Origin of the sequence: Streptomyces sp. NPDC020192, from assembly GCF_044388685.1 — a bacterium.
GTDB lineage: Bacteria > Actinomycetota > Actinomycetes > Streptomycetales > Streptomycetaceae > Streptomyces.
In genome coordinates this window covers 167,541-191,451 of the sequence record NZ_JBIRXG010000012.1, presented here as the reverse complement: position 1 = coordinate 191,451, position 23,911 = coordinate 167,541, and the positions used below count along the sequence as shown (strand labels likewise).

Sequence of the window (23,911 nt, the reverse complement as noted above, 5' to 3'; positions counted from 1 at the left end):
GGTCAGCGCTCGGCGCGCAGGGTGCCGAGCAGTCCGTTCTTCTCGCCGTTGATGCCCGCGGCGAACCAGACGCTGTTCTCGCCGCCGGACCTGCCGGTGCCCCGCTGCAGCCCCCACAGGCCGTCGATCACGATCGGCTTCCCGTTGGGATCGTTCAGGGACCCCTCGGGCCGGCCGGTTCGCAGGTCGAACACGTTGATGTGGCCGTCGCCGAAGTTGCCGACGAGCAGGTCGCCGGCGAACTTCCCGAACCCCTTGGGCGCCACCTCCAGGCCCCACGGGGAGTTGAGCGCGCCCTGGCTGGCGAAGCGCTGGAGCAGCTTGCCCTTGGTGCTGAACACGTTGATGAAACCGTTGCCCGCTCCGGCGACGTCGTCGTGCTTGTCCGCGTTCTGCAGGGCGTAGGTGACGAAGATCCTGTCACCGATGTTCTTGACGTCGAACGGCGCGAAGCCGGGGGGAAGGGTCGGGTCCTGGAACGCGCCGGCGGGCTGCGGCACCAGGGTGAAGGTGGTGTCGAAGACGTCGATGCGGGCGTCACGGAAGTTCGCGACGAGGATGCGCGGCTGCCGCCGCCCGTGGTCCTTCGTGTCCCTGCGCTCGCTGTCCACGAGGGTGAGGCCCTTGAAGACGGCGTTGCCCTCCTGGGCGACCTGGACGGCGGTCGTGGGGAGCACACCGGGGTTGAAGGCGAACAGGCCGCCGTTCTCCCCGGCCCAGATGAACCGCGCGGGCCGGGTCTTTCCGCTCGCGGTGAACCGGAAGTCGTCGGTGTCGTTGCGCACGACCCCGGTCGGGTCGGCGGTGTCGGGGAGCTGCACGACGGGCGAGCCGACGACGACCGGCTGGTTGTCCCGGGCGCCCGAGTACACCGTGGACGTGTTGGTTCCGTTGTTGGAGTCCCTGATCTCACCGTTGTCCGTGCGCACCAGCCCCCAGGGGTTCACCAGGTTCGGGTCCTGCACCTCCGCTCTGCCCTTGATGTCGGAGACGAGGTCGCGCTCCCGGAAGCCGTGATCGCCCCTGGGCGGCCCGTCCACGGCCCCGGACGGCGCGGCGGCGACGAGCGCGCCGACCGTGCCCAAGGTCAGCGCGACAGCCGTCAGCAGCCGTACGCGGGAGCGGGGTCTCGGGGTCGATGCCTGTGATGCCATGCGGATGCTCCTGTCCGATAACGTGCCCGAAGGGGGCGTACCGGCAGAAGTCATCTCATAGGAATCAATCGCACCCGCGATCGACACGCAGACACGCATCCGTACGGAACACGCGGCCGCGTCCGTACGGGGACAACGGCCGTGAGTCCTGCGCCTTGACGACAGGACCTAGGCCGCCGTCGTCAGCTCCTCCTCCCGCTCCTCGCGCTCGCGCGGGACGAAGCGGACCCGCGGATGGCCGTGGTGCCAGCCGACCGTCAGCCGCAGGCCGCCGATGCGGACCAGGACCAGGCCGATCGCGGCGGCCGCGGCGGCCGAGACGATGCCGCCGAGGGCGAAGCCGACCCGGGGGCCGTAGGTGTCGGTGATCCAGCCGACCACCGGCGCACCCAGCGGCGTACCGCCCATGAAGACCATCATGAACAGGGCCATCACCCGGCCGCGCATGGCCGGGTCGGTGCCCATCTGGACCGCGGTGTTCGCCGTGACGTTCACCGTGAGGCCGAAGATCCCGATCGGAACCATGAGCAGCGCGAACAGCCCGTACGACGGTGCCAGCGCGGCCACGATCTCCAGCGCGCCGAAGGCCACCGCGGCGGCGATCAGGACGCGCAGCCGGGCCGTGCCGCGCCGGGCGGCCAGCAGGGCGCCGACCAGTGAGCCGACGGCCATCAGGGTGTTGAAGAGGCTGTAGCCGCCGGCCCCGGCGTGGAAGACGTGCTCGGCGTAGGCCGTCAGCCACACCGGGAAGTTGAAGCCGAAGGTGCCGATGAAGCCGACCAGCACGATCGGCCAGATCAGCTCCGGGCGGCCGGCGACGTATCTCAGGCCTTCGCGCAGCTGGCCCTTCCCGCGCGGGGTGCGCTCGACGACGTGCAGTTCCCGGGCGCGCATCAGGAGCAGGCCGGCGAGGGGGGCCGCGAAGGACAGGCCGTTGGCGAGGAACGCCCAGCCGGTGCCCACGCCGGTGATCAGCAGGCCGGCGACGGCCGGGCCGATCAGCCGGGCGGACTGGAAGTTCGCCGAGTTCAGGCTGACCGCGTTCTGCAGCTGCTCGGGGCCGACCATCTCGGAGACGAAGGACTGGCGGGCCGGGTTGTCCACCACGGTCGCGAGGCCGACGGCGAACGCGGCGACGTACACGTGCCAGACCTGGACCTGCCCGGTGAGGGTCAGAGCGGCGAGCGCCAGGCCCGTCACAGCCATCGCCGACTGGGTGACCAGCAGCGTGGGGCGCTTGGGGAGGCGGTCGACCAGGACACCGCCGTAGAGGCCGAAAAGGAGCATCGGCAGGAACTGCAGGGCTGTCGTGATGCCCACGGCGGCGGAGGAGCCGGTGAGGCTGAGGACGAGCCAGTCCTGGGCGATGCGCTGCATCCAGGTGCCGGTGTTGGAGACGACCTGGCCGACGAAGAAGAGGCGGTAGTTCCGGATCCTCAGCGAGCTGAACATCGAGCCCTTGCGGGCTGCGGGGGTAGTAGTGGCGGTCGGTGCGGGGGCGGAAGGTGTTCCGGATCCCGTACTCAAAGGGGTTCGCCTCCTCTAACGCGGCTTACAGGTGTGCGAGCTTCTCCAGCACGGGGGCGGCGGCGCGCAGTTTGGCCCACTCGTCCTCGTCGAGGCCCTCGACCAGGCCGGTCAGGAACGCGTTTCGTTTACGGCGGCTCTCCTCGAGCATCGCCTCGGCCTGCTCGGTCTGGGTGACGACCTTCTGGCGCCGGTCCTCGGGGTGCGGCTCCAGCCGGACCAGGCCCTTGGCCTCGAGCAGCGCGACGATGCGGGTCATCGACGGCGGCTGGACGTGCTCCTTGCGGGCGAGTTCGCCCGGGGTGGCCGAGCCGCAGCGGAAGAGAGTGCCGAGCACCGACATCTCGGTGGGGCTCAGCGACTCGTCGACCCGCTGGTGCTTGAGCCGACGGCTCAGCCGCATCACGGCGGAACGGAGGGAGTTCACGGCGGCAGCGTCGTCGCCATGGGTGAGGTCCAGGTCCGGCATGTTCTTTAACATAACTCATTACTCTCGCTAAAGACCACCGGAACACGGATCCCGTGCCCGTGACGCTGGCCACTGAACCCATCGATCACCCATATGGGTGAGTCGATTCCGGAAAGTGACGCATCGGGTGGCCGGATGTGGCGACCCTCGTACCCATGGGGACCAGTGTGCTCAGCCTGCGGATAGACGGGGAGCTGCTCGAAAGGCTCCGGCACCATGCGGCGAAAAGAGGAATGAGCGTCCAGGACTATGTCGTCCGGACGCTCATTCGCGATGACTTCGACGAGCGGTTCCAGACCGCCGTCGAGGAGACGGAGAGGTTCTACGGGGTCTCCGGGCCCGGTCGGATCACGTGAGGCCCAGGGCCGGCATCAGGTAGTAGAAGGCGAAGACCGCCGAGACGACGTACATCGCGACCGGGATCTCCCGGGCCCGGCCGGCGGCCAGGCGCAGGACGGTGAAGGTCAGGAAGCCCATGCCGATGCCGTTGGTGATCGAGTAGGTGAACGGCATCATCAGCATCGTCACGAACGCCGGGATCGCGATCGTGTAGTCCGCCCAGTCGATCTCCTTGATCGAGTTCGACAGGATCAGGAAGCCGACCGCGACCAGCGCCGGGGTCGCCGCCTGGGACGGGACCATCGTGGCGACCGGGGTGAGGAAGAGCGCCGCCGCGAAGAGGCCGCCCGTGACGACGTTCGCGAAGCCGGTACGGGCGCCCTCGCCGACGCCCGCCGTGGACTCCACGAAGGCGGTGGTGGCCGAGGAGGAGCTGGCGCCGCCCGCCGCGACCGCGAGGCCGTCGATGAAGAGGACCTTGTTGATGCCGGGCATGTAGCCCTCGGCGTCGGTCAGCTTGGCCTCGTCGCTGACGCCCATGATCGTGCCCATCGCGTCGAAGAAGCTCGACAGCAGGACCGTGAAGACGAAGAGGATGCCGGTCAGCAGGCCGACCTTGTGGAAGCCGCCGAACGGGCTGACCTGGCCGATCAGGCCGAAGTCGGGGGTGGCGACCGGGTTGCCGGGCCACTTCGGGACGGTCAGGCCCCAGGACGGGATCGTGGTGACCGCGTTGAGGATCACCGCGAGGACGGTCATGCCGACGATCGAGATCAGGATCGCGCCCGGCACCTTGCGGACGAACAGCACGAAGGTGAGCAGCACGCCGAGGATGAAGACCAGCACCGGCCAGCCGTGCAGATGGCCGCCCGTGCCGAGCTGGAGCGGGACGGTGGTCTGGGCGACGTCCGGGATACGCGTGACGAAACCGGAGTCGACCAGGCCGATCAGCATGATGAACAGGCCGATGCCGATCGAGATCGCCTTGCGCAGCCCGAACGGCACGGCGTTCATCACGCGCTCACGCAGCCCCGTGGCGACCAGCAGCATGACGATGAAACCGGCCAGGACGACCATGCCCATCGCGTCCGGCCAGGACATCCGGGGCGCGAGCTGGAGCGCGACGACCGAGTTCACCCCGAGACCGGCGGCCAGCGCGATCGGGACGTTGCCGATGACACCCATGAGGAGCGTGGTGAACGCGGCCGTCAGCGCGGTCGCCGTCACCAGCTGGCCGTTGTTCAGGTGATGCCCGTACATGTCCTTCGCGCTGCCGAGGATGATCGGGTTCAGCACGATGATGTACGCCATCGCGAAGAAGGTGGCGAAGCCGCCCCGGATCTCGCGGGCGACGGAGCTGCCGCGCTCGGAGATCCGGAAGTAGCGGTCGAGCGCGCCCTGGGGCGCGCCCGGCTTCTCGGGGGTGGGGGCCTTGGCGGGTGCCGAGGTGGACATGCGGGACCTCATCACCGACGGGGTTCCCCCGAGCCCCGTTGGAGTTTCGTACGAGCAGAAGTGGACAAAGACAAACGGTTTCAGTATGAACGTATGAGTGCTAGATCGCTATCTCCGCGCGTAGACCTGATCGCCTCGTAAGCTGTCGGTCATGGCCAAGTGGACCCCCAAGCACGAGGCGCCGGAGCCCCTGGAGGGGCCCGTGGTCGCCACCATCACCGGCGGCACGATCGTGTGGTTCGTGCTCTTCCTGGTCCAGCTGCCCTTCTACGGCTGGTTCGACTCCCACGGGCATCTGTGGTGGCTGTGGACCTGCCTGGCCGGGGGCGGGCTGGGGCTGATCGGGATCTGGTACGTCAGGAAGCGGGACGCGGCGATCAAGCGGGCGGCGGCGCTGCGGTCGGCGTCGGCTGAATAGCCCGGTCGGCCGGACCGGGCCAACCGGGGGCTCCGCCCCCAGACCCCCGCTTCCCACCCGCCCACCCGACTCGGTCGGCCGAGAGGCGAACGGGCCCTGGCCCGCGAAGGCCCGCTGTCCAGCCGACCGAGACCGGTGGGTGGGCGAGGAGCACGGCCGACGGGCGGGGGCGACGTCGGCCCACGAACACCCGCCCTCCGACTGGCCGAGACGATCCGGCGGGAAAGCGCCGAGGAACACCGCCGACCGGGCGGAAGCCGGTGTCGGCACACGAACGGCTGTTTTCCGGCTGACCGAATCGGGTGGGCGGGTGGGCGGATCGCCACGTACCGTCGATGGCATGAGCCATATAGACGCGGGCGCGGAACTCGACCCCGTGCATCCGGTGGCCCTACCCGTGAGCCGGTCGGCGGGGCTGACCGGTGCCGAAGTAGCGGACCGCGTCCATCGTGGCCGGGTCAACGACGTTCCCGTGCGCAGCAGCCGGTCGCGGGGGGAGATCGTCCGGGCGAACGTCTTCACCCGGTTCAACGCGATCATCGGCGTGCTCTGGCTGGTCATGCTGTTCGTCGCGCCGATCCAGGACAGCCTGTTCGGTTTTGTGATCCTCGCCAACACCGGCATCGGCATCGTCCAGGAGTGGCGGGCCAAGCAGACCCTCGACTCGCTCGCGGTGATCGGCGAGGCCCGGCCGACCGTACGCAGGGACGGGACGGCCGTCGAGGTCGCGACCCATGACATCGTGCTCGACGATCTCATCGAGATCGGGCCCGGGGACAAGATCGTCGTCGATGGGGTGTGCGCCGAGGCCGACGGGCTGGAGATCGACGAGTCGCTGCTCACCGGCGAGGCCGACCCCGTCGTCAAGCGCCCCGGCGACCCGGTCATGTCCGGCAGCTTCGTGGTCGCGGGCGGCGGCGCCTTCCAGGCCACCAAGGTCGGCCGCGAGGCCTACGCCGCCCAGCTCGCCGAGGAGGCCTCCCGCTTCACCCTGGTCCACTCCGAGCTGCGCACCGGCATCTCCACGATCCTCAAGTACGTCACCTGGATGATGGTCCCGGCGGCCGTCGGACTCGTCATCACCCAGCTCGTCGTCAAGAGCAACGGACTCAAGGACGCCGTGGCCCGCACCGTCGGCGGCATCGTCCCCATGGTCCCGGAGGGACTGGTGCTGCTCACCTCCGTCGCCTTCGCGATCGGCGTCATCCGGCTGGGCCGCAAGCAGTGCCTCGTCCAGGAACTCCCGGCCATCGAGGGGCTGGCCCGCGTCGACACCGTCTGCCTGGACAAGACCGGCACGCTCACCGAGGGCGGCATGGACGTCACCGAGCTGCGCATGCTCGACGGGTACGACGAGTCGTACGTCCGCACCGCGCTCGGCGCGCTCGGCGAGTCCGACCCGCGCCCCAACGCCTCCCTCCAGGCGATCATCGACGCCTGCCCCGACACCGAGGAGTGGCGGTGCGTGGAGTCGCTGCCGTTCTCCTCGGCCCGCAAGTACAGCGGCGCCGCGTTCAGCGAGGGCGACGGCGAGACCAGTACCTGGCTGCTGGGCGCCCCCGATGTGCTGCTCACCGACGGCGACCCGGCCCTGGCCGACACCGAGCGGCTCAACGAGCAGGGGCTGCGCGTCCTGCTGCTGGCCCGCGCGAGCCGCGACCTGGACGACACCGAGCCGGCCCATGGCGCCCGCCCGGCCGCCCTCGTCGTACTCGAACAGCGGCTGCGGCCGGACGCGGCCGACACCCTGCGCTACTTCGCCGAGCAGAACGTCCGCGCCAAGGTCATCTCCGGGGACAACGCGGTCTCGGTCGGCGCGGTCGCGGCCAAGCTGGGCCTGGAGGGTACGGCGGTGGACGCGCGGCGGCTGCCCGCCGAGCGGGAGGGGATGGCGAAGGCGCTGGACTCCGGCACGGTCTTCGGGCGGGTCACCCCGCAGCAGAAGCGGGACATGGTGGGCGCGCTCCAGTCCAGCGGGCACACGGTCGCGATGACCGGCGACGGTGTGAACGACGTGCTCGCGCTGAAGGACGCGGACATCGGGGTCGCCATGGGCTCGGGCTCGGAGGCGACGCGGGCGGTGGCGCAGATCGTCCTGCTGAACAACAGCTTCGCGAGCCTGCCGTCGGTCGTCGCCGAGGGGCGCCGGGTGATCGGCAACATCACGCGCGTGGCGACGCTGTTCCTGGTGAAGACCGTCTACTCGGTGCTGCTGGCGGTGCTGGTGGTGTGCTGGCAGGTCGAATACCCCTTCCTGCCACGGCACTTGACCCTGCTGTCCACCCTCACCATCGGCGTCCCGGCCTTCTTCCTGGCCCTCGCCCCCAACACGGAGCGGGCGAAACCCCACTTCGTACGGCAGGTGATGCGGTACTCGGTCCCGGGTGGCGTGGTGTGCGCGGTGGCGACCTTCGCGACGTACCTGATCGCCCGTCACCACTACGCCGGACACAGCACGTTGGATGCCGAGACCAGCGCGGCCACGCTGACGCTGTTCCTGATCTCCATGTGGATCCTGGCGATCATCGCCCGCCCCTACACCTGGTGGCGGATCACGCTGGTCGTGGCGATGGGGCTGGCGTTCGTCCTCGTCCTCGCCGTGCCCGCGCTTCAGCACTTCTTCGCGCTGAGGCTGGTGGGGGTGGCGATGCCCTGGCTCGCGGTCGGCATCGCCGTGCTGGCGGCGGTCGCCCTGGAGTTCCTGTGGAAGTGGGTCGACCGCCGCTTCCCGGCCTGATGCTTCAGACCGAGGGCCACATGGTCCGGCCGGCCGCGAGCCCGCCCTTGCCGTCACCGGCGTACAGGCGCAGGTCGCCGCTGGAGGTCAGTACGGCGAGGTCGGCCTTGCCGTCGCCGTCGAAGTCGCCGCCGAGCACCCGGCGCACGCTGCCCCAGGACTTGTCGGGCCACATCGAACGGCCCTTGTCGAAGGTGCCGTCGGCCTTGGCCAGGTAGAGACTCAGGGAACCGTCCGAGGCGACGGCGGCGATGTCGTCACGTCCGTCGCCGTTGAAGTCGCCGGTGGCGATGTGCTTGTTCTTCCAGGTCTTCTCCGGCGACATCGACTTCTTCTGGTTCACCAGGTTGCCGTCGCCGTCCCTCTTGTACGTGTAGAGGGAGCCGTCGGGCCACTGGAACAGCGGGGTGTCGTGTCCCGGGGTCTTGCTGTGCAGGGTGGCGACGGGCAGGCCGTCCTTCCAGGCGGCGTCGTTCCACAGCTTGGCCCGCGTCCACAACGTCGGGGTGATGGAGTGCTTCGAGGCCAGGTAGAGATCCCCGCCGTCCTCCACGGTGATCGCTTCGAGCCCGGTTCCCGCCTCGAAGTCGCCTGCGACGAGTTCCTTCACACCGCTGCGGCCCAGGGAGTTCAGGTAACTGCCGTACTCCAGCGTGCCGTCGGGACGGCTGGTGAAGACGTGCGCCGTGCCGTTGGCCAGGACGGCCGCGATGTCCGTGCGCCCGTCGCCGTTGAAGTCCGCTGCCGTGACGGCGTCGCCGACGTACTCCTTGCGGGTCTTCAGGCGCACCTGCTGGACCCATCCGGCGATGTCGTCGACCCGGGTCGCGACGGCCCCGGTGCGGGTCTCCGTGGAGCCGAAGCACCCACCGCTCCAGGAGCGGGCGACCACCGCCACCAGCCTGCCCCGGCCGTCGAGCACCGGGCCGCCGGCGTCTCCCGGGCACAGGGCGCCGCCGTCGGAGCCGGGGGAGATCGCCAGGGTCGAGGCGTCCACGGCGTCCACACCGAAGGACGCGGTGTGCGCCCGTCCGGGAACCCACTCGTCCTTGGTGCGCCCGTACCCGACGGCCCTGAGCTGGTCCCGCACGGCGGGAGCGGTACCGCTCACCACGGCCGCGGTGATGCCGGGGAACGGCCCGTCCAGCGGGTTGTCGATGGTGGCCGGGTTGTCGATCCGCGCCATGACCAGGTCGCGGTCGGGGTGCGGGACGAGCTCCACGACCTTCTGCTTGACGATCTCCGTCGCGTCGGGCCCGTTCCCGTCGACGGTCACCACGGTGGTGTGCGCCGGCGCCCCGGCGGGGACCCGGCCTCCCTGCTGGGGGTCGGTGGCGAAGCAGCTGGCGGCGGTGAGCACCCACTGGGCGTCGACCAGGGTGCCGGAGCAACCGCGTTCGTCGTCACGGCCGACGTTGATGTGCACCTTGAGCGTGTACTGGTCGGCGCTGTCGGCGACCTGGTCGCCGACGACGGACTGGGCCGGGGGTGCCAGCAGCAGTCCGGTGGTGAGGCCCGCCGTCAGGACTCCGGCCACCCACACGGTGCGCTTGCCGTGCGTATGGGGCTGTCTCACGTCTTCCTCGAATCACAAGGCCTGTTCTGCGGACGCAGAAGGCATGTCGGATCCGTGCACGCATCGCGCACGGACATCGGGCAGTGGCTGGTCAGCCGGTGACGCGCAGTTCGACGAGGACCGACCTGGCTCCGCCGGCGGTGCCTTCCCCGACGGGTGCGATGCTGTCCTGGGCCACGTTGACGGTCGTGGTCTCGCCGCCCGCTGTCAGGTCCGCGCTGACCGGGTGGTCGGTGGTCTCCACCGCGAAGACACGGGGAAGTTCGAGCGTGAGGCGGCCGCTCTTGCCGAGGGCCTTGAAGCAGTAGGTGCCCTGGCGGCCGACGGATTCGTCCTTGACGGTCTGCACGCGGATCTGCTGGGCGGCCAGGTCGCAGTCGGCGAGGAGGATGTGGCCGTCCCCCTTCTTCAGCTTGATCCCCTTCTCCGCCAGGATGCGGTCGGCCTGGGGATAGCCGTAGTCCTCGACCGCGACGGGCGGAGCCGAGGCGGGCGGGGGCGTGGGCGGGTCGTCGGCGGCGGCGACGGACACCCCCGTCAGCGTGGCAAAGCCGGCCACGACCGCGGACACAATGATTTTTCGGGCGCGGAAAGGCACGCGGGAGTCCTTTCGGGAACGGATCCTCGAGAGAGGGGATTTCGCGCGGAATGCGATGAACGAAAAAGCCTGGGAATACGCCGAAGAAGTCAGGCGAGCGCCAGAAAACCCCCGTTGAAATCCCCTGGCCGGATGCCACCGCTGGTCAGACGGAGGCAAAGGCAGGCAAACGCTAGCCAAAGCCTGACCACCCGTCAACACCGTATAAGCCCGCGGTCGGACCACTCCTGAGGGAATCCGGATGCGATGTAAATATCGCCTTGAAGGTTGTGCACAAAGGCCATGAGATGGGCCACATTGCCTCGCGTTGGTGGACCCTTGGTCGTCCGACTACGGTGTGCGGCACGTAATGCCTGCTGCGCAGGGGGGCGCCTGCTGACGGCACCTCGGTCCGTTCACTGACCAGTTCGGACCGGGTCGTGCCGGAATTCGCCGCGGTCGCGCGGTACCCCCTGCGGCAGGTGCGGGGGGAAGGGGATCCAGATGAAGAGGCTCGCAGCTGCGCGCGGGGACGCCTCACAGCCGTACTGACGGCGCTGTCCCCCTTCGCATCCCATCCGGTCCCGGTCGGCACTCGCCCGCGACCGTGCCCGCTCTGCCGTTCGCCCCCCCACACCCAGGCCCCGGCCCTCAGCGGACCGGAAAACACACCTTCTCCGAACGAGCAAGGAGCTCCATGGGTAGGAAACAGCGCCCGCCCGCGCGAAAACGAAGAGGCATCCTCACCAGCGTGTCGTGGGCGGCGGCGACGGCGGTCCTGGCCGGTCTGCTCACCGCGTACCCCGCGGCCGCCGACGGCACTCCGGGCGGCACCCCGGACGGCACGGTGGAGCCGTACCACCCGACCGCCCGGCAACAGGTCGTGGAGATCTGGGCCACCGGCGGCAGCGAGGTCAAGGAAGCGGCCGAGGCCGCTCTCGTCGGCAGCGACGACGACATCGCCAGGTTCCTCGTGACGTACGGGGACCTTCAGACACAGGACTACCGGGTCGCGGCGGCCCAGATCGGCGACCTGGGCGGGGAGAACACCCTCGACGCGGTACGCCAGGCGCTGGACGGTCCGGAGAACGGTCTGGCCCGGTTCCTGAAGAACGGGTGGCAGGGCGCCTTCCAGCAGGACGAGCGGGTGCTCGTCGCCCGTGCCATCGACGCGGGCGGCCCGGAGGTCCAGTCGCGCGGCCGCGCGGCCCTCAACGGGACGCCCGAGGACATGCAGAAGTTCCTGGACTCGGGTCAGCGTGAGGCACAGGAGCAGGACGACCGCGTCCTGGCGACCCAGCTCGTCGCCGCCGGCGGGCCGCAGGTGAAGGCCGCCGGACGTCTCGCGCTGAACGGAACGATCGACGACGTCCGCGAATTCCTGGACGTCGGCCAGTTCGTGGCGCGCAGCCGTGACGAGGAGTACGCCAGCGTCGCCGAACTGGCCGACCAGGCGGAGCAGGCGGGCAAGGTCGCCGCCAAGGAGACGAAGGCCGCCCAGGCCGCCGCCAAGGAAGCGATCAAGGCCTCGCAGCAGGCCAAGGAGGCCGCCCAGAAGGCCGCGAAGGAAGCCGCGGCCACCAAGCAGGACTCGGCCGATGCCGCACGCGCCGCCAACCGGGCGGCGAGCGCTGCGTCCGGGGCCGCGAGCGCCGCACAGCGGGCCATCGCCGCGGCCGACGCCGCCAACAGGTCGGCCCGCGTGGCCGCGGCCGCCGCCGCCCAGGCGGCATCCGCCGCGGTCGGTGCCGCCAACGCCGCCGCGAACGCGCGCAGCGCCGCCGCGGCGGCCGCGACCGACGCGAACCAGGCGGACGCGGCCAAGAAGGCCGCCCAGCAGGCGAACGCGGCTGCCGCGGGCGCCAACAAGGCGGCCGACGCCGCCGACCAGGCCGTGAAGGCCGCCACGGCCGCCGGTGACGCCGCCGCCTCCGCGGCGGACGCGGGTGCCAACGCCGCCGCGGCCGCCGACGCCGCCGTGCAGGCCGGCCAGTACGCCGGAGAGAGCAGTGCCGCCGCGGCGAACGCCCGGGCCGCCGCAGCCCGGGCGCACCGACAGGCCGCCGAGGCCAACCGGGCCGCCGGCGACGCCGAGTCGCTCGCCCGCACGGCCGCCACGGCAGCCGCCGACGCCCGCGACGCGGCGCGGTCGGCCGCCGCGCACGCCATCAACGCGGCGAACGCGGCGAACGAGGCCGCCAAGCACGCCGGTGAGGCGAACTCCGCGGCCCAGCGCTCCACCGAGCACGCCAACGCGGCCACCGAGGCGGCGAACACCGCCTCCAAGGCCGCCGAGCAGGCCCAGACCGTCTACACGCTCGCCCGCCAGGTGGAGAGCGCGGAACTGCTCACCCGCACCAACGCCGGCATCGAGAACGCCCGCACCCTCAAGGCCGAGGAAGAGGCCGACGCGGCCGCCCGCAAGAAGGACGCGGACGACGCCGAACAGCGTCGCCGCACAGCGGACGACCTCGCCCAGAAGGCCCAGAGCGGTACCGGCGACGACGAGATCGCGCGGCTCGGCCGGCAGCTCGCCATGGCCGATGCGAAGGACGGCAAGCCCTGGATGCGCGCCGCCGCCCAGACGGCACTGGGTGCGGACACCGCGGGTGTCATCGCCTACGTGCGCAGCGGCCGTACCGAGGCCCAGCAGCAGGACGACCGGACGGACGTCGAGCGACTGGCCGAGGAGAGCGCCGTCAAGGAGGTGCGCGACGGCGCCGAACAGGCGCTCAAGGGCGACGCCGCCGGCGTGAGCGCGTTCCTGCACGAGGGCCAGTACAAGGTGGGCAGCGAGGCGTACCGGGTGGCGGTGGCGCAGGCCGCCGACAGCGGCGGTCCCATCGTCAAGGAGAGGGCCCGCAAGGCGCTGGACGCCGGGACCACCGACTCGTACCGGACGTTCCTCACCGACACTCTTGCGCAGGCCCAGGTCGAGGACGACCGGGTGAAGGCCGCCCAGCTGATCGACAGCGGCGCTCCGGAGGTGAAGTCCGCGGCGCGCATCGCGCTGGAGGGTCCCTCCTACCTGCTGCGCCAGTTCGTCGAGTCCGGCCAGTACACCGCCCAGCGCAAGGACATGCTGTCCCTCACGCACCAGCAGCAGGTCCAGCAACTCGTGGCGCAGGCGTCCGAGGTCGCGGCGAAGGCCCAGCAGAACGCGGCGAACGCACAGATCACCGCGGCGCACGCCCGCAGGGCGTCCACGGACGCGGACAAGTGGGCGGCGAAGGCGAAGGACTCCGCTCGCCAAGCCGGCGACTACGCCAAGGAGGCCGAGCAGCACGCCAAGGACGCCGAGGCCTCGGCACAGCGGGCGGCGGAGTCGGCGAGGACCGCGCGTGCCGCGGCCGACAGGGCCGACCAGTCGGCGCACGACGCGGCGGTCTCGGCCAGCGACGCCACCTTGTCGTCGGAACTGGCCCAGAACTCCGCGGGCTCCGCGTGGGCGGCGGCCGCCGATGCCAAGGCTTCCGCGGAGCGCGCCGGAAAGAGCGCGGCCGAAGCCCTGAAGGCGGCGAACGACGCGTTCACCGTCGCGGTCAAGAAGTACCGCGAGGAGGAGGAGACGCGCCGGCGTGAGGCCGTGGCCAAGAAGGAGGCCGCGGAGAAGAACGGGGGCTCACGGGCCGAGGAGCTGTACCGGTGCGGCATCGTCGGCTGCGACGCCGTCAAGAACCCGGGGCGCTGGTGCCAGCACAACGAGGTCTACTGCGACGTACTGTCCAAGACGCCCGAGCTGGAGATCCTGGTCGACAACTTCACCTGGTTCGTCGGGACCGTCACCGGTCTCGGCTCGCTGGAACAGATGCAGTCCTGCGCCGAGAAGGGCGACCTGGAGGCGTGCTGGCAGCTCGGCCGGGACATGGCGGTCTCGACCAAGTTCCGCATGATGGGCACGGCCTACAAGATGCTGATGAGGCTCGAACACGGCTGCGGTGAGTGCTTCCTGGCCGGCACCCGTGTCCTCATGGCGGACGGCGGCCACAAGCCGATCGACCAGCTCCAGGCCGGGGACCTGGTCCGGGCGACCGACCCGCTCACCGGCGAGACCGGGGCGCGGCACGTCACGCGGCACATCGTCACCAAGGACGACAAGCACTTCGCCGCGCTGACCATCCGGGGTCCGACCGGCGGCCTGAACAAGATCACGGCCACCTACGACCACCCGTTCTGGAGCGTCAACCTCCGCGCCTGGATGCCCGCCGCCGACCTGGTGCCGGGTGACAGTCTGCGCACGGACAGCGGTACGACGGCGACCGTGGTCGCCAACCACGCCTTCGACCGGCAGGCCGTCACCTACAGCCTCACGGTCGAGGGGCTGCACACGTTCTACGTGCTGGCCGGCCAGACCCCGCTGCTGGTCCACAACTCCGCGTGCAAGGTCCTGGTGCTCGGTCTGAAGGAGCACATCGACGAGGACACCAAGAGCCTCGACGGGTACAACCTGATGGACCCCGAACTGGACAGGGAGATCGGCAAGCTCCCGGGCAACGTCCCGTACACCGAGTGGATGAACAGGGTCAGCGCCGCGATGCGCGACAATCAGAAGATCGCGGTGAGCCTGAAGGGATTCCGGCCCGTCAACGGCACGTACCAGCAGAAGTTCGACGCGGCCGTGGAGGCCGGACAGGGAAACAACTGGGGGGCCACGGAGTGGGAGATGGCCCAGCTCGAATACCACTACCGGGTGGGAAACCTGGACTGGGAGAACGTGAAGTTCTACGGCGATGACGGCAAAGAGGTCAAGATCGACCCGCCGAAGCGCCCGGCGCAGAAGTAACAGGTGACAGGAATATGGTCGAAACCTTCCGGTCCGACCGGACCTTCACGGTGTGGCAGTACACCGTCGCCCACCATCAGCGGGTGCTGCTGCGCAGTTCCCGCCCGACGGTGTCGGACGCGCGCATCGACCTGCACGTGGGAGGTGTGAGCGGAATGCTGCTGCGCCCCTCCTACCAGGGGCTCGTGATCCGTGCGGGAACGGCCGAGGAGAGGGACCACGTGGTTTCGGTCCTGGGTCCGGAGGTCTTCGGGCGAGGAGAACTGCTCCATGTGATCGGGGAGGAGCGCATGACCGGTTTCATCGCCGGCGGGCCGCTCCAGTGCCGTGAGACGTACGTGGACGACGACGCCCCGTCCGGCTTCCTCCCCATGCCCGAGACCGCTTGAGGAGAACCGCCGAGATGACCGAACTCTTCCGGTCGGAGCGCACGTTCCAGGTGTGGCACTACACCGCCGCGCACGGTGACCGGCTTCTGCTGCGGTCCCCGCTGGGCCGGGACAGTCCCCGCGTCGACCTGTACGTCGAAGGGGTCCAGGGACTTTTGCTGAAACCGCTCTACCGCGGCCTCGTGATCCGTGAGGGCACTGACGAGGAGAGGGAGCGGCTGGAATCCCTTTACGGTATGTCCGTCCCCGCATCCGCTCATCTGCACGTCGTGGGGGAGGACCGCATGTGCGGGTTCGTCGCCGGCGGGCCGCTGCTTCGGTACGAGGACGACGGCGAGTTCAGGGACCCCTCCCACTTCGGTCCCATTCCCGGAACCCCGTGAAAGACGCTCGGCTGGGAAACCCCAGCCGAGCGTCTTTTCTTGTCCCCTACTTCGCGGCGACGTAGACGCCCGTGGCGCTGACGCCCGGGGTCGTCGAGTAGCCGGCGAAGGAATAGCGCCAGTAACCGCTGTAGTTCACGGTGGCCGTGGTCTTCAGGTTGCCGTACGAGTCGGTGTACACCGTCTTGACCGTGGTGTACGTGCTGGTGCCCGCCTTGCGGAACTGGAGCTTGACCGGCACGCCGGAGAAGCCGTGGTAGAGGTGGTCCTCCCAGTTGGCGCGGGAGAGCTTGCCCGACACCGTGACGCTCTTGCCCTTGTAGACGGACGTCGAGTTCACGGTGGTCGTCAGCTTGGAGTTGCGCTGGACCAGGCTCGTGCCGAGGCCGCTCTGTTCCTTGAAGCCGACCTTGCTCGCGTCGGGGTTGCTCTGGCTCTGGCCGTTGAAGGCGATGGCCACGGCGCCCACGCTCCAGCTGCCGGCCCAGGCGTTCTCCAGGTCGCCGTCGGCCGGGTGGATGGTGACGGAGCCCTTGCAGGTGGCCGTCGCCGACGAGGTGGCGGTGCAGGTCGCCGGGTTGTCGCCGTACAGCCTGGGGGCCGTGTCGCCGTAGGTGCCGTGGTAGAGGAAGGCGCCCGTGTAGAAGTCCTTCGCGGCGATGTTCACGGTGGAGCCGTGCGTCAGCGTGTACGCGTACGAGACGCTGACCTCGCTGGTCGTTCCGACCTTGGCCGCCTTGGCGATCGAGACGTTCGAGAAGCTGACGTTCAGCGTGTACGGGGTGCCCGAGTTCGGCGCGGCCTGCGCGGCCGGAACTGCGAGGGCGGACAGGGCCAGGGCGCCGGTGACGGCGGCCACGGTGGCACGTATGCGCATGTGCGTTCCCCTGAAGGGAGAAGTGATCGTGGAGTCGGTTGACTCGCGTGATCAGATCCGTGACCCCCGGGGCAGGTTGTACGGCAAGAGCGATTTCCGGCCAGATTTGGGACGGGCATTGCCTGTCCATGGTGAACCGATGGACAGGCAATGCCCTGCGTCCCGTACGACCGCTTACTTCACGTCGACGAAGTCAGCCGTGGCGTTGACCGCCGGGGTGGTCGTGGTGCCCGCGAAGGAGTAGCGGTAGTAGCCGTCGACCGTGGCCTTGGTCGTCGTCTTCAGGTTGCCCGTGGAGTCCGTCTTGACGGTCTTCAGCGTGGTGTAGGTGCTGGAGCCCTTCTTGCGGAACTGGAGCTTGACCAGCACGCCGGTGAAGCCGTGGTACTTGTGGTCCTCCCAGTTGGCGCGGGAAAGCCTGCCCGTCACGGTGACGGTGGCGCCCTTCTTCACCGGCTCCGGCGAGGCGTTGACCGTCAGCGTGGAGTTGCGCTGCACCAGGGTGGTGCCGAGGCCGTCGACCTGCAGCGCGCTCTTCTCGGAGTCGAGGTCCAGGGCGATCCCGGCGCCGTGCCAGGTGCCGGCCCAGGCGTTGCGCAGCTTCAGGTCCGGGTCGGTCTCCCCGGGGTAGATGTCGATCGTGCCCTTGCAGGTGGCCGTGGTCGCGGTCCTGGCGACGCAGATCGCCGGCGCGTCGCCGCCCTGGACGCTGTCCGGCGTGACGGACGAGCCGCGGTAGATCAGCGGGAAGCTGGCGAACGAGTCCGAGGCGATGTCGACGTCGGCGCCGTGGGTCAGCGTGTAGGTGACGACGGTGGAGACGTGCTTGGTCGTCCCGACCTTGATCGCCTTGGCGATCCGGAAGTCGGAGAAGGAGACGTTCAGGTCGCCCTGGACCGTCGCGGCGGCGCGCAGGCCGGTCTTCGCGGCCGCGTGCTGGGCGAAGACCTCGGCGATCTCGGCGCGGTGGGACGACGAACCGCCGCCGGCGGCCTGCGCGGCCGGGACTGCGAGGGCGGTGAGGGCCAGGGCGCCGGTGACGGCGGCCACGGTGGCACGTATGCGCATGTGTTCCCCTGTAGTGCTATGGGAGCCTGATGGCTCTGGTGGGTCAGACTCGGTGCACCGGGGCAGGGTTGTAGGGAAGTTGAGGATTTTGTAAGAGAATTCTGGAGGCGTCCGCTCCGTTCCGCAGGACGCCTCCAGACCGCTCGGGCGCTCAGTCGAACCAGCGGTCCCGGGCCAGCTCCTCCGTCCGGGACGGATCCTCCAGCAGGGCGGCCACCTCGAAGCGGCGCGGCCACTGGCCCGCCGCCCAGGCCAGCCCGGCCGCGACGCCTTCCAGGGTGGACGCGTGGAGCACCCCGTCGTCGGTGAGCCGCCAGTCGATCTCGACGCCGTCCACGACGAGTTCCTCGTGCTCGACGTACGTCCCGGGCGTGCGCGGTCCGAGCAGCACCCGCACCGGCTCCGGTACGTCGTGCTCGGTCCCCTCGGAGTGCACCTCGCCGGTGACGGACTCGCTCAGCCGCCGCACCTGGAACAGTTCGGCCAGTTCGGCGGCCCGGGCCGGGCGGACGGGCAGCAGCGGCACGCCGGAGGTGAAGGGCAGCAGGTCGGGCGAGTCGACCACGACCGCCTCCCCCGCGTCCACGACCTGCACCCGCCCGTCGACCACGGCGCGCAGCTCGTCCGGCAGGGTCACCTGCTCGGGGTCCATGTCCGCCAACGCTCCGTACAGGCCGTGCAGTTGGGCCAGTGAGACGGGACGCGAAGGGTCGGCCAGGCGGTCCAGCAGCTCGGCGGCGCCGCCGGGCTCGTCCAGCAGGGCCGCGACCGAGGTGCGCACCCCGAGGGCGCGCAGTACCTGCTCGTCCTCGAACCCGGTCGCGTCGGCCTCGTCGTACAGGCCGTGCAGGAGCGGATCCCCGCCGGCCGCCAGCAGACCGGCCGGGCGACGGCCGTCGAGGACCGGGTGCCCACGCAGCCACCACGCGGTGTACGGCCGTACGACCTCGTGGGTGCCGTCGGGCAGCAGGATGCGGACCGGCTGGGTGAGGGCGTCCCGCAGCGGCGGCTGGGCGAGCAGCGCGAGCGCCTCGGGCCAGTGGTCGTCGTCCACGAGGTCCAGGTCGCGTACGGCGACCAGCTCGGTGGCGACCGGCGGTACGGGGCTGTCCGGGAAGCGGTCGAGGATGTCCTCGCACCACACGTCGACGGCGTCGAGCAGCCCGGCATCGTCGGGCTCAGCGAAGTCGCCCTCCCGGGGCTCCAGTTCGTCCGGGTCGAGGACCACGTCGGCGGCACGGACCAGCGCGAAGTTCGCGAGCACCCCGCAGGCGGTGAGCGGCTGTTCGCCCCACTTGTCGGCCAGGTCCCGGTCCACGGCGGCCAGTTCGCCTTCGCGGACGACGCGGGCGAAGGGGCTGCCGGGGAACACCAGCTCACCGGCGGGGGCCAGTTCGCCGTCCTCGTCGGGCAGCGCGAGGGCGCCCAGCCAGGGCTCGTCCCCGGGCTCCAGGCCCGCGTCACGCGCCAACGCCAGGACGGTGTCGGCGAGTTCCTCGGCGTCGGGCCCGTCCTCCTCCCAGCCGGTGCCCTCGTCGTCGAGCGAGGCGGCGACGGCGGCCCGCACCTGCGGGGTGGTGAGCACCGCGCGCGGGCCGGCCGGCAGGGCGCCCAGCTTCTCCAGCAGCGGGTGCGCGGCGTCCTCGTGGGCGACCTTCAGCCCGAGCCGGCCGAGGACCTCCGGGTCGATGCGGGCGGCGTCCGGGGTGGGGAGCAGGACCTGCCGGGGGCCGATGGTGGTCCGCCCGTCGGCGAGCGGCACGGGCAGCCCGGACAGCCGGTCGGGATCGACCCCGGCGAGGCTGTCGTAGAGCCGCCACCACCAGTCGGGCTCCTTCTCCAGCCCGGCGAGGCGGTCGATGGCGTCGGCGAGCGAGAGCCGGGCGACGCCGAGGCCGCGCAGCTCGGCGCGGCGTTCGAGGCCGGCGGGCAGCAGGGTGGGCAGCACCTCGGCGAGCACCCGGACGGTCTCGGCCCCGGCGCCCTCCACGATCTCCGCGTCCCGGGGCCGCAGCGCCTCGGGCAGCTCGTCGTCCTCCCCCGGCCGCACGGCCGGCGGCAGGAAGGCGATCCGGGGCAGCCGCTCCAGCACGGCCTGCCGCAGCGCACCGTCCAGCTCGCCCTTGCCCAGCGGCCCGGGCGCGAGGTCGATGATCCCGTCGGCCACCGGCCGCCAGGCGGCGAGGAGTTCGGTGTACGCGTCGGCCGCGCGCTGCACCAGGAAGTCGGTGAGGGGGCCGGGGGCCGTGTGCCGGCGGGTGGTGTCGAGGGGGAAGGAGGCGATGAGCAGCGCCGGGACGCCGAGGGGCTCGTCGCTGGGGGTGGGCGCGTGCACGACGGGCGCGGTGCGGGGCCGGGCGGGGGCGCCGTAGGCGTCGACGGGCACGGCCCAGGTGACCGACCAGTGCGGGCGCAGCCGCTCCTCGACCGGCCGGTCGGCGAGCAGATCGGCGGTGAGCGGGCCGTGCGTGGAGGAGGTGCGCCAGCTCGTGATGCCGTCGCGGGAGTCGTCCACGACCGTGAAGGCGCCGTCGGTGCGGCGGCTGAGCGTGCGGGGAGCCTCCCCGTTGACCTCGATGACGACCTCCTCCAGCCCCGGCAGGGCGAGGAGCAGCGCGTCGTCCACGGCGTCGAGGAGCCGCTCGGCGAGATCGGCGGCGGCCGCGTCCCGCAGGGGCAGGATGACGGCGGTGTCGTACGGCTCCGGAGCGGTTCCCTCGGCCGCGAACGGCAGCCGGAGCAGCGGAACGTGCCCGTCCCGCCGCCGGACCTCGTCCCCGAGCCCAGGGCTGTGCCGGGCGACGTCGCCGGCCAGCTCCCGGGCCTCCGCGAGCGACCAGCGCACCCCGCCGTGCCGCCCCACGATCGCGGGTTCGTCGGTGACGGCGAGCACGGCGGCGAACCCGACCCCGAACCGGCCCACCGCACCCTGAGTGCCCTCGGCGTCCCGCTTGGCGGAGGCGCGGAGGGTGGACAGCGACTCGACACCGGCCGCGTCCAGCGGGGCACCGGTGTTGGCGGCCACGAGGACCCCGTCGCGGAGGGTGAGCCGCAGCCGCCCCGGAGTCCTGGCCCGCGCGGCGGCGTCGGCGGCGTTCTGCGCCAGCTCGACGACGAGCCGGTCCCGGTAGCCGCCCAGGACCAGGTCCTCCTCGGCGTTGGCGTCCTCCCGGAACCGGGCGGGGCTGGTGGCCCAGGCGTCGAGCACACCACGCCGCAGCCGGGCGGTGCCGAAGGGGTCGGCGCCCTCGGCCGCCGGCCGCACGAACTTGCTGCTCACGTTCACACTCCTCGTCGACGTCGGGACGAAGGTACCGCCCGCACGACCGGCGGGATCGCGCTGCCCGGGGTCGCCGCCCGGCCGGAACGGCAGGTGGGAGTGACGGCCGTACGCCACGGGCACGAAGCGATGAGGGCAGTACGCCGGTGAGCCGGACAGGGGGAGGGGCCAGGGCGACCCTCCCCGAGCCTCGCCCCTACGAGTGGCCCAGCTCCGCCGTCTCCTCGTCGGTCGGCTCCGGGACTGAGCCCGAGTCGCGGGCGGGGCGGAGGGGGAAGGCGTCGACCTTGGTCTCGTCGATGACCGGCGGGGCCACCTGCGGGGGCTTCGGCATGACCGCGGCCTCCGAGTGGCCGCCGCAGCCGTAGGCGAGGGAGACCACGCGGCCGTCGGCCGGGGAGAACTCGTTGGCGCACACGCCGAAGGCCTGGCCGAGCGAGCCGCCGATCGGGTTGAGGAAGCCGCAGGTCATACACGTGGCCGGGGCCGCCTGGGCCATCGGGGTCCGGGGGCCGTACGCCTCCTCCCAGCGGTCGGCCGCCACATGCAGGCCGTAGCGGGACAGGACGCGGGCGCGGCGCATGCCCAGTTCCTCGGCGACCGCCGCGATCGAACCCCGGGACGGGGTCGTGCGCTGGACCGCCGGGGCGCCCGGCGTGACCTCGGCGTCCTCCGCCTCCGCCAGTTCCTCCATCTCGTGGGAGACCACCGAGGTCGGCGGCGGCTCCTCCTCGGCCGTGTAGCCGGGCTCCAGGCGCAGGTCCTCCTGGTCGGTGGGGAGCAGGTCGCCGGGGCCGAGGTCGCCGGGGCGCAGGCGCTCGCTCCAGGGGACCCACTCGGGTGCGAGGAGGGCGTCGGGGCCGGGGAGGAGGACCGTCTCGTCGAGCGTCACGATCTTCGCGCGGGAGGCGCGGGCCACCGTCACCGCCCAGCGCCAGCCGCGGTAGCCCGGTTCCTTGCACTCGAAGAAGTGCGTGACAACGCGGTCGCCCTCGGAGACGAGGCCCGCGTGCTCGCCGACCACACCGGGGGCGGCGGCCTCCTCTGCCGCACCGCGGGCGAGGTCGACCGCCTCGGCGCACAGACGGTCGGGGGTGCGGCTTCGCGTTGTCGCTGCGCTCACAGGTATCGCTTCTCTCCTACGCCGTCTCACGAGTGGGCCTGCCACCGGCGGGCCTGCCGACGGAGCGGACCGGAGGACCGCATCGACGTCTGCATCCGCGCGCTGGGCGCACCTCTGCCATCCATTCTGCGTTATGGCTGAGATACGCACGCTACACCGAACAGGATTCGTGGTTTTTTCCCACCTGTCCACGCGCCCGACTCGTACCCCCGCGCACCCGACTCGCCCGGCCTCGCACTATCCGCCCTCTTCTCGGGGCACTATGAACGTCGTGGCAGCCGCGGACAAGGCGAGTGATCGTGGCGGCGGTGCGGGACGCGTGGCTGGTGCGGGACGCGTGGGCGGTGCCGTCCGCTCCGTCGGGCGTGCCCTGCACTTTCCGGTCACCGGGGCGGCCCGCGGGATCCGGAAGGCCACGCACGCCCATGGCGCGGGCGAGTCGGGACTGGGCAAGCTGATCGAGCTGCACGCGGTGAACGGCGCCGGCGATGTCATGATCACCATCGCGCTCGCCTCCACCGTGTTCTTCTCCGTGCCGACCGCCGAGGCGCGCGGGCGGGTCGCGCTCTACCTCGCCATCACCATGGCGCCCTTCACCGTCCTCGCCCCGGTCATCGGCCCCCTCCTCGACCGGCTGCCGCACGGCCGGCGCGCCGCGATGGCCGCGGCCATGCTGGCCCGTGCCCTGCTCGCGCTGATCATCTCGGGCGCCGTGGCGAGCGGCAGCCTGGAGCTGTACCCCGCCGCGCTGGGCGTGCTGGTCGCGTCGAAGGCGTACGGGGTCGTCCGCAGTGCCGTCGTACCGCGGCTGCTGCCGCCCCGCTTCTCGCTCGTGAAGGCCAACTCCCGGGTCACCCTCGCCGGCCTGCTGGCCACCGGCGCCGCCGCGCCGCTCGGGGCGGGGCTGCACGCCGTCGGGGATCCCTGGCCGCTCTACGGCGCCTTCGTGATCTTCGTAGCGGGAACGTTCCTCTCCTTCACCCTGCCGCCCAAGGTCGACTCGGCCAAGGGCGAGGACCGGGCGCTGCTCGCCGCCGACGAGGAGCATCTGCACGGGCCGCGCAAGGAGCAGGTGAAGCGGCCGGGGCTGCGGACCGTCGGCCCCGCCGTCACGCACGCGCTCGGCGCCAACGCCGCCCTGCGCTGCCTGTCCGGCTTCCTGATCTTCTTCCTCGCCTTCCTGCTCCGCGAGCACCCGCTGACCGGCGAGAGCGCTGCGGTGTCGCTGGGGATAGTCGGCGTCGCCGCGGGCGCGGGCAACGCGCTCGGTACGGCCGTGGGGGCCTGGCTGAAATCGCGCGCCCCGGAGATCATCATCGTGACGGTCGTCGCCGTGGTCCTCGGTACGGCGGTGGTGGGCGCCGTCTTCTTCGGCGCGTTCCTGGTGGCCTGCCTCGCCGCGGTCGCCGGGTTCGCCCAGGCGCTGGCCAAGCTGGCGCTGGACGCGCTGATCCAGCGGGACGTGCCCGAGCGCGTGCGCACCTCGGCGTTCGCCCGCTCGGAGACCCTGCTGCAGATGGCCTGGGTGTTCGGCGGCGCGGTCGGCATCGTGCTGCCCCTCAACGGCACCGTCGGCCTGCTCGTCGGCGCCGGGTTCGTCGCCGTCGGCTGGCTGGCCACCCTGAGGGGACTGCTCGCCTCGGCCCGGCACGGCGGCCGCCCCCGGGCCCGCGTGGCCTGACCCGGCCGGCCGGAGACGTAACGAACCGGACACGTTCTCCCGTCCACGGGCACGCCTGGCGTAACGAACCGGGCA

At 71.3% G+C, this 23,911-nt stretch carries 17 protein-coding genes; 7 read left to right on the top strand and 10 right to left on the bottom strand.

The genetic code is table 11. The features are described from left to right. Window positions 1–2 precede the first annotated feature (2 nt). The 3 genes from ACH47Z_RS23870 to ACH47Z_RS23860 form a co-directional block, all read right to left on the bottom strand. Entirely contained in the window at window positions 3–1,154 is a 1,152-nt protein-coding gene (locus ACH47Z_RS23870; protein WP_399076808.1) for a TIGR03118 family protein, read from the bottom strand. Window positions 1,155–1,322: 168 nt separating this feature from the next. Continuing rightward, a complete protein-coding gene (locus ACH47Z_RS23865; RefSeq protein WP_399076806.1) occupies window positions 1,323–2,681 on the bottom strand; it encodes an MFS transporter in 1,359 nt (452 codons plus the stop codon). Window positions 2,682–2,706: 25 nt separating this feature from the next. Further along, entirely contained in the window at window positions 2,707–3,150 is a 444-nt protein-coding gene (locus ACH47Z_RS23860; RefSeq protein WP_399076804.1) for a MarR family winged helix-turn-helix transcriptional regulator, read from the bottom strand. A 155-nt stretch (window positions 3,151–3,305) separates the two neighbouring features. On the opposite strand from ACH47Z_RS23860, the gene ACH47Z_RS23855 reads away from it, so the two are divergent. Further along, window positions 3,306–3,506 (top strand): ribbon-helix-helix protein, CopG family, encoded by a 201-nt coding sequence (locus ACH47Z_RS23855; protein WP_399076802.1) that lies wholly within the window; start codon window positions 3,306–3,308, stop codon window positions 3,504–3,506. On the opposite strand, the gene ACH47Z_RS23850 is transcribed toward ACH47Z_RS23855, so the two are convergent. Continuing rightward, window positions 3,499–4,944, bottom strand: a complete 1,446-nt coding sequence (locus ACH47Z_RS23850; protein ID WP_399076800.1) for an NCS2 family permease — start codon at window positions 4,942–4,944, stop codon at window positions 3,499–3,501. The two genes, ACH47Z_RS23855 and ACH47Z_RS23850, sit on opposite strands and share 8 nt — an antisense overlap. Window positions 4,945–5,095: 151 nt before the next feature. On the opposite strand from ACH47Z_RS23850, the gene ACH47Z_RS23845 reads away from it, so the two are divergent. Beyond that, window positions 5,096–5,362 carry a DUF2530 domain-containing protein gene (locus ACH47Z_RS23845; protein ID WP_399076798.1) on the top strand — a complete coding sequence of 89 codons (267 nt, stop codon included), beginning with the start codon at window positions 5,096–5,098 and terminating at the stop codon, window positions 5,360–5,362. A gap of 340 nt (window positions 5,363–5,702) precedes the next feature. Further along, on the top strand, window positions 5,703–8,099 hold the full coding sequence (locus ACH47Z_RS23840) for a cation-translocating P-type ATPase (protein ID WP_399076796.1): 2,397 nt from the start codon (window positions 5,703–5,705) through the stop codon (window positions 8,097–8,099). A 4-nt stretch (window positions 8,100–8,103) separates the two neighbouring features. Here ACH47Z_RS23840 and ACH47Z_RS23835 read toward each other — a convergent pair whose 3' ends face one another. Together ACH47Z_RS23835 and ACH47Z_RS23830 are read right to left on the bottom strand one after the other, a co-directional pair. Beyond that, window positions 8,104–9,675, bottom strand: a complete 1,572-nt coding sequence (locus tag ACH47Z_RS23835) for an FG-GAP-like repeat-containing protein (protein ID WP_399076794.1) — start codon at window positions 9,673–9,675, stop codon at window positions 8,104–8,106. A gap of 91 nt (window positions 9,676–9,766) precedes the next feature. Next, a complete protein-coding gene (locus ACH47Z_RS23830; protein WP_399076792.1) occupies window positions 9,767–10,207 on the bottom strand; it encodes a hypothetical protein in 441 nt (146 codons plus the stop codon). 742 nt (window positions 10,208–10,949) lie between these two features. Here ACH47Z_RS23830 and ACH47Z_RS23825 point away from each other — a divergent pair. Genes ACH47Z_RS23825 through ACH47Z_RS23815 form a run of 3 tightly spaced genes read left to right on the top strand, consistent with a single transcriptional unit; the run spans window position 10,950 to window position 15,807 of the window. Next, the gene (locus tag ACH47Z_RS23825; protein ID WP_399076791.1) at window positions 10,950–15,035 is read left to right on the top strand and encodes a polymorphic toxin-type HINT domain-containing protein; all 4,086 of its coding nucleotides are present in this window, start codon (window positions 10,950–10,952) and stop codon (window positions 15,033–15,035) included. Window positions 15,036–15,049: 14 nt separating this feature from the next. Further along, entirely contained in the window at window positions 15,050–15,424 is a 375-nt protein-coding gene (locus ACH47Z_RS23820; RefSeq protein ID WP_399076789.1) for a hypothetical protein, read from the top strand. A 14-nt stretch (window positions 15,425–15,438) separates the two neighbouring features. Next, on the top strand, window positions 15,439–15,807 hold the full coding sequence (locus ACH47Z_RS23815) for a hypothetical protein (RefSeq protein WP_399076787.1): 369 nt from the start codon (window positions 15,439–15,441) through the stop codon (window positions 15,805–15,807). A gap of 46 nt (window positions 15,808–15,853) precedes the next feature. Here ACH47Z_RS23815 and ACH47Z_RS23810 read toward each other — a convergent pair whose 3' ends face one another. The 4 genes from ACH47Z_RS23810 to ACH47Z_RS23795 form a co-directional block, all read right to left on the bottom strand. Further along, window positions 15,854–16,684 carry a hypothetical protein gene (locus ACH47Z_RS23810; RefSeq protein WP_399076785.1) on the bottom strand — a complete coding sequence of 277 codons (831 nt, stop codon included), beginning with the start codon at window positions 16,682–16,684 and terminating at the stop codon, window positions 15,854–15,856. A 174-nt stretch (window positions 16,685–16,858) separates the two neighbouring features. Further along, entirely contained in the window at window positions 16,859–17,752 is an 894-nt protein-coding gene (locus ACH47Z_RS23805) for a hypothetical protein (protein ID WP_399076783.1), read from the bottom strand. Between the two features lie 151 nt (window positions 17,753–17,903). Continuing rightward, complete coding sequence (locus ACH47Z_RS23800) at window positions 17,904–21,032, bottom strand: sacsin N-terminal ATP-binding-like domain-containing protein (protein WP_399076781.1); 3,129 nt, start codon at window positions 21,030–21,032, stop codon at window positions 17,904–17,906. A gap of 196 nt (window positions 21,033–21,228) precedes the next feature. Continuing rightward, on the bottom strand, window positions 21,229–22,155 hold the full coding sequence (locus ACH47Z_RS23795; protein WP_399076779.1) for a DUF3027 domain-containing protein: 927 nt from the start codon (window positions 22,153–22,155) through the stop codon (window positions 21,229–21,231). A gap of 262 nt (window positions 22,156–22,417) precedes the next feature. On the opposite strand from ACH47Z_RS23795, the gene ACH47Z_RS23790 reads away from it, so the two are divergent. Continuing rightward, complete coding sequence (locus ACH47Z_RS23790; RefSeq protein WP_399076777.1) at window positions 22,418–23,836, top strand: MFS transporter; 1,419 nt, start codon at window positions 22,418–22,420, stop codon at window positions 23,834–23,836. The last annotated feature ends 75 nt before the right edge of the window (window positions 23,837–23,911 follow it).